This window comes from Legionella anisa, assembly GCF_001467525.1.
GTDB classification, from domain to species: Bacteria; Pseudomonadota; Gammaproteobacteria; order Legionellales; family Legionellaceae; genus Legionella; species Legionella anisa.
This window is the reverse complement of sequence record NZ_LNXS01000016.1, coordinates 17,405-24,104: the sequence shown is the minus strand read 5'-3', so window position 1 is coordinate 24,104 and position 6,700 is coordinate 17,405. Positions and strand designations below refer to the sequence as shown.

Here is a 6,700-nt window from a genome sequence, read left to right as displayed (position 1 = left end):
ATCGAAGCAAGATTAAGTGATGTGCCTAGATGAATGCTGAAGAGTCTACAAAAAAATTAGATTTTAATGGTTCTTGAAAACGCTATCTTTCACAGTACATCTTTGATCTAAATAGGGATTTAGGATGCCATTCTTGGTGTTTTATCAAGGACGTGCAACTATTCTTTTTCCTTTTACCGGACAGTAGTGTGTCTGCGCAGGGATGACAAAGCACTCAGACTTGACTGAACGTATCTGCCATCTATCCGCAGATTTTGTTATCCCTGCATATTCTGGATTCTGTCATCCCTTCGCAGGCAGGGAGCCATCCAGAAAAATAGTTCATAACTTAAATTAAGCCACTGAGGATTATTTAATTTATCTGAATGAATTAACTATTCGATAGTTTCTTCTTTTTTCTCATTTCGAGACAGCCCCAGTTTCTCTTTCAAACGTGCTACAACATCGGGATCATATTGTTTTGCAGTCTTATGCTTCACAACTACAGCCGTTGTCTTAGCAGGTTGAACGGGTGCATTTAAAGTATTATACATTGGGGAGCGCGCTGGATAAGTAGGAAAATGATCCTCTCCAGTCGTGGGTGCTTGACTCATTATTTTCGCTTGAAAACTGGAGCTTTGCTGATTTGAATTGGATTGAGTTGGCGTTTTTTCTGTCTGAACCTTACGCGCATTTCTTACACTTTTTTCAACCCGCTTTTTAATCTTGACTGCTGCATGTTCTGCCTCTTCTTCACTCACTGCACCGACTTCGTTACCATGCAAATCAACACGCATTTCTCGTAGCTTAAGGCATGCCAAATAATCAAGTCGACGCGTAAATAAAACCACTGCTTCTCTTAATTTACTTTTGGAAATACCTACTTCTTCTGCCTTATCTGCATAAAGCAAAATATCATCCATAATTCCCACTTTTAACGGCTGGATTCGTAACGAATTATCAAATGCCGCAGGAAAATTTGCAGCGAGCCACAATAAGGCGTCTGTTCGCGCTTTTTTAGACTTATTTTTTTGAGCTTTATTAATAACGGCAGTGCGTGGGTGCAGCTCTTGTCTTCTCATTAGAGTACCCTTGTTAGATATTGAATGTCATATCCGGAAACGAAATCATTCACATTAAGAATGAGCGCACAATGTACAATGTTTAATGATTGTTTGCAAGCACTCTGAATCATGTTCCATAACTGCACATGGAAACTGAAAATCAAGGTAGAAAAATAAACGATGATAGTCCTATAATGAAAACAGGATTTCTTTAATCTGCACATTGATGTGATACTATCTTCGTTGATATATCGGGTCTGATATCATTGAAGACTTATGGAGCACATATGAAAAACTTCATACCAAAATTGTTTATGCTATTTCTTGCTGCATTCTTTCCATGGATCGTATTCCTAATGAATGATAATCCTGGAGCAGCATTTGTTTCCCTAGCCTTACAAGCTACAGTGATTGGATGGCCTTTTGCAACTCTTTGGGCATGGCGAACACACTATCCTCCCCCAAAAGAAAAAGAATAACTTATTTCATAAAGGAGAACTATGTTAACTCGTGTCATTGTTAATGGATCCAAAGGTAAAATGGGCTCTCTAGCCTGCGAAACCCTGCAAAACCATAAAGAATTTGAATTAGTTGCACAACTGGGCAAAGAAGATGATTTGGCGCAAGCCATCACAGACACTAAAGCTCAAATTGTTGTTGATCTGACTCGTGCAGACTGTGTTTATCAAAATAGCCTCACAATTATCGATCACGGTGCACATCCTGTTATTGGAACATCTGGGCTCCTTCCAAACCAAATTAAAGAATTAACTGCTTTATGTGAAAGCCGCCGCCTGGGTGGAATTATTGTACCTAATTTCTCTATTAGCGCGGTTTTGATGATGCTCTTTGCTGCCAAAGCTGCTGAATACCTACCTGAGGTAGAAATTATTGAAGCACATCATCAACAAAAGCTGGATGCACCGTCTGGAACTGCGTTAAAGACCGCTGAAATGATTGCTGCAGCACGAAAAGATCCTAAGAACAAATTGAATCTCAAAGAATTAATTCCTGGTGCACGTGGAGGAGAACACTGCGAAGTCAACATCCATTCCTTGCGTCTGCCTGGCATAATTGCTCGCCAACAAGTCATTTTTGGCAGTGAAGGTGAAACGCTAACCATTACCGATGACTGCATTGATCGACGGAGCTTTATGCCTGGAATTATTTTATCATGTAAGAAGGTTACAGGATTATCTACATTGATCTATGGACTTGAGCACCTACTTTAACTGCGCTGGGTGAAGCGAAGTGCCACTTGGAAGTTAATTTAGGGTCTGTTTACATTTCTACTATCTTGGCCAAACTGTCCTGATTTTCTGCGCTCCGCTGCTCACATACCTTATGTATGCTGCGCTTCGGTACTCGAAAATCAGGCCATTTTGGCTCAAGCTAGCGAAATGTAAACAGCCCCCAATATTGCCCCGAGTTTCATTGTATTTCGCTTCATCCTGGCGTTTAATTATAAACAGAAACCTCATTAAGATGCGACTCTTTGGACTTGTTAAACAAACCGCGCCATTCATCTACTGTCGTTCCAACCAATTCAGAAAAACTGGACTCTTCACTTGACTTTAAAAAGCCACGCAACCGTCCATAAACTGAATTCGTTGCCTCAGTACGACTTTCATCGGACTCAGGTCGTTCTGATGCAATATAGAGCATCTTTTCAACCCGAATAACATTATCTTTCCCAGAGGATGGATTCAGCATTAAATCAAAAATTTTCTGTATCCCATCAGGACTAGTCTGCTGCTCAGAAAAGAACACTGAAGACCAACGTGGACTCGGAATAAACAGGCTTTTCTCATTGATTAATGGATGTAAGGCATCATAAAGCCGATTACAATTTGTTTTACCTAATTGCCGAGCAACCAAACGACAGAGCAGTGAATTTCCAGGTAGTAAATATTCTTTTACTTTTTTTGAACCGCCAATAAAAATATTTTTTACTTCATTATCGGTTGCAATTCGGTCATCATCTTTAAGCGCACGCTCATCCAGACGTTTTTTAATTTCAGCGGCTATGTCTTCTGGTAAATACCAATCAGGAGTCTTTATTCCCTCAGATCCTGGCGCATTATGCCCCGCATGTTCATGATGATGACGACTCATATAAAGATCGGCAACCAGGGAAACAAAGCGAATGCGATTTTCTTTATCCGGAAGTTCATCAAATACAGGCCAGCTTCCATAGAGTTCTTTATAAAGAATCATGGCATCAGTATGAATAAGCTCAATCGCTTTCCTATCCTTGCCGCTCACGCAAGAACCGTAAGAATGGCCGCCGATGGTCAAAATAATCAGCTGTTCCAAAGAACTCAAAAACAATTCTCTGCCAGCATAATCAAAAATCGTCGCCGTCCCTGGTTTTGACTCTAAAACACTTTTATATTGCTCTAAAAGTATCTGTAGTCCTGGGGTCGAAGAAACATATTTTTTCGCAACAGCCAATAAATTCAAACTGTCTTTATCATTTGACGGGGTGTAATAAAGCCGTTTTGCTATATTATAGGGATGATTGTTTTGGAGAATTGCTTGAGTTTTTGTTCGTCGCTCTACAGCAGCGCGCGCTAATTTATACAGCTCCAAATCCGGGGGTAATGTTGGCAAATAATCCGTTATCCACGTCGGTACATAATCTGCTGCATGAATTGGACTAATCAGTGTTTGCAATATAGCAAGTTGTCCTGACTTCGAATGTTCCATCACTTTGGCAAGATTTGAATCGCTATGGCGTTGTTGAACTGCCTCTGGCCAGTCTAATCCATCACGCGTGGCAATATGGCTCGAGCGATATCGCTTCTTTGAGAGCTCACGAATTTCCCCATTACGTTTCACTGCCAATAAACTATGGGCAGCATAATTTGCAGGCAAGGGCAGCGTTCGATGGCGGCTGGACAAAAAGGTAACCGCATCTGATTCCTGCTTGAACTCTTTAAGTACATGCTCCAGAAAAAACTGCTGATGATGAGGTAATACCCAGTACCATTGTGGAATACTTGAAATCTGTCCTACTGTGTCTGCACATTCCTGCGTAAAACTCTCTGAGGTCAGCAGCATTTTAAACTGGGTTAAGTGTTTATCCAAAGTATGAGGATCAGCTGCCAAAATGCGCATCATTTCTCGCAAATGTGGGCTCAGCTGATTAAACCAGGCAGGAAGTGGCGGGGATCCCGTAGCAATTTGTTGTAGATCTGTAACCAAACTGAGCGCTTTCTTTTTTATTGATTTCCAGTTGAGTAAGAAATCATTAAAGTCATGAACCACTTCAGTATGGCTTTCGATTTTTCGATCCAGATTGCAAAAATAAGCTTGTTGATACTCATTAAGGGTATAAAACCAGGGTGGCGTTTTCGGATATTTTTCTTTTTTTATTTGCTTTAATTCAGTTAGAAATTGGTCGTAGTAAGGAGGAAGTGACTCGTCGAGCTGGATAATATAATCTGAATCCTCTCCCAACTTCATGGGCGTCAATGTAGCCAGATCATAACGACCGTGGCGCATTAATTCATATTGCTCCGCCTCATTCAAGAGTTCGATTGCTTCTTTAATCGAAATACCCCACGTTAAAGCAATCACTTCAATTAGTTTGGCGGTATATCGTTCCAGCTCCTTATGCAATTCATCCATCGAGCCTTTTGCTTCTACCGCACTGTCTTTACATTCAACTACATAATCTTCTAAAGTGCTTTTGGTTAAAAAGCTGCTCTGTGGAGGTAATGGGTATGCATCAAGAAGAAAAGAGAACGCATTTCTAAGACTATTAACCCGACGCACATAACTGCGGTGATTATCGGGCTTCTGATGGTAAGTTTCTAGAATATAGCCAGGAAAGCGAACTTCTAAGGCCTGGAGTACTTCAGATGATAATTCGGTACCATGAGGTACACGTAAAATAATTCCTTTTCCCATCGATTAATTTCCTTAACTACTTACCCCAGTTCAAAATAACGCCCGTGCAGAACGATTCAAAAAGAGGTTATTTTAGTCCTAATCTCTTCGTTATTATTGTATAAATAATTCCATGAAACAATTACAATAATCACTTAATTTGATAAAAATAATAAAAAGGAGTTTGCTAATGAGCTACACTGTTCAACATTATATTGGTGGCAAATTAATCAATGAAAATACTACAAGCCATTCTATTTATAATCCTGCTCTGGGTGAAGTAGTCGGTCAAGTTCATTTTGCGTCTAATTCACTTTGCGATAAAACAATTGCTTCCGCCAAAGAAGCAGGATTTGGATGGGCGCAAACCCCAGCAATTAAAAGAGCACGAATCCTTTTTAAGTTCCGCGATTTATTAGAAAAAAACCAATCCGATCTCGCACGCATCATCACTCGCGAGCATGGAAAGACTTTAGACGATGCCAAAGGTTCTGTAGCACGCGCTATTGAAGTAGTGGAGTTACATTGCGGCCTGGTCAATCAACTCCAAGGAGATTTTTCCGCTGACGTAACCAATGGAATTGATTGTCATACATTAAGACAACCCATAGGCGTATGTGCGGGCGTTTCTCCCTTTAATTTCCCAGTTATGGTTCCTATATGGATGATGATTCCAGCAATTGCTTGTGGTAACACCTTCATCTTAAAACCTTCAGAACAAGATCCTTCTGCCCCTGTCCGTTTGTTGGAATTATTAAGTGACGCAGGATTACCCGATGGCGTTGCCAACTGCGTGCATGGCGATAAGACGACCGTAGACTATTTACTTGCTCATCCAGATATTGCTGCCTTTACTGCGGTTGCTTCTACACCCGTTGCCCAACACATTTATAGTACAGCAACATCTTATGGAAAACGCGCACATACATTTGGCGGTGCGAAAAACCATTGCATCGTAATGCCTGATGCAGATTTGGATCAAGCTGCTGCTGCGATTGTAGGCGCAGCATACGGTTCTGCAGGCGAACGCTGCATGGCCATTTCTGTCGTGGTTGCTGTGGGTGAGCATACAGCGGATGCCTTGATTGCAAAAATGACACCTCAGATCAAAGCGACGCGCATCAATGCAGGTGATGCACCTGATACCGATATGGGACCATTGATTAGCGGAGCACATCGAGAAAAAGTCTTGGCGGCCGTAGATAAAGGTGTACACGAAGGAGCACAATTAATCATTGATGGCAGAACATTTAAACATCCTGAACACCCCCAGGGTTTCTTCATGGGCCCATGTTTGTTTGATCATGTTCATGAGGATATGTCTATTTATCAAAATGAAATTTTTGGCCCAGTTCTTGTGATTGTTCGTGTGAATCATTTTGATGAGGCGCTTGATTTGGTAAATAGAAATCAGTACGGCAATGGAACTGCAATTTTCACCCGCGATGGATTTAGTGCCCGCGAATACAGCCAACGCGTACAAGTTGGCATGGTGGGGATCAATATTCCTATTCCTGTCCCTGTTGCCAATCATCCTTTTGGCGGTTGGAAACATTCTTCTTTTGGCGACACCAACATGCATGGAGAAGAAAGCATCAATTTCTATACCCGACGCAAAACCGTTACCAGTAAATGGCCTGTGAGTGAAGTCAATGAAAGTGCTTTTATTATGCCAACGCATGATTAAGGCAAATAGAAATTAATGTAGCCTGGGTGCAGCGCAGCGTAACCCGGGTTTATCATATAGTGAATCCCCGGGTTAC

General features: G+C 41.3%; 5 protein-coding genes. 3 read left to right on the top strand and 2 right to left on the bottom strand.

Translation table 11 applies throughout. From position 1 onward, the window contains the following. Positions 1-374: 374 nt before the first annotated feature. Positions 375-1,061 (bottom strand): ProQ/FinO family protein, encoded by a 687-nt coding sequence (locus Lani_RS04110; RefSeq protein WP_019232511.1) that lies wholly within the window; start codon positions 1,059-1,061, stop codon positions 375-377. A 269-nt stretch (positions 1,062-1,330) separates the two neighbouring features. Here Lani_RS04110 and Lani_RS04105 point away from each other — a divergent pair, with 269 nt between their 5' ends. Both Lani_RS04105 and dapB read left to right on the top strand, forming a co-directional pair. Beyond that, on the top strand, positions 1,331-1,522 hold the full coding sequence (locus tag Lani_RS04105) for a hypothetical protein (protein ID WP_019232512.1): 192 nt from the start codon (positions 1,331-1,333) through the stop codon (positions 1,520-1,522). A gap of 21 nt (positions 1,523-1,543) precedes the next feature. Continuing rightward, complete coding sequence (gene dapB / locus Lani_RS04100; protein WP_019232513.1) at positions 1,544-2,275, top strand: 4-hydroxy-tetrahydrodipicolinate reductase; 732 nt, start codon at positions 1,544-1,546, stop codon at positions 2,273-2,275. Between the two features lie 226 nt (positions 2,276-2,501). Here dapB and Lani_RS04090 read toward each other — a convergent pair whose 3' ends face one another. Continuing rightward, positions 2,502-4,958 carry a hypothetical protein gene (locus tag Lani_RS04090; RefSeq protein WP_019232515.1) on the bottom strand — a complete coding sequence of 819 codons (2,457 nt, stop codon included), beginning with the start codon at positions 4,956-4,958 and terminating at the stop codon, positions 2,502-2,504. Positions 4,959-5,127: 169 nt separating this feature from the next. On the opposite strand from Lani_RS04090, the gene Lani_RS04085 reads away from it, so the two are divergent. Next, complete coding sequence (locus Lani_RS04085; RefSeq protein ID WP_019232516.1) at positions 5,128-6,624, top strand: CoA-acylating methylmalonate-semialdehyde dehydrogenase; 1,497 nt, start codon at positions 5,128-5,130, stop codon at positions 6,622-6,624. Positions 6,625-6,700: the final 76 nt, after the last annotated feature.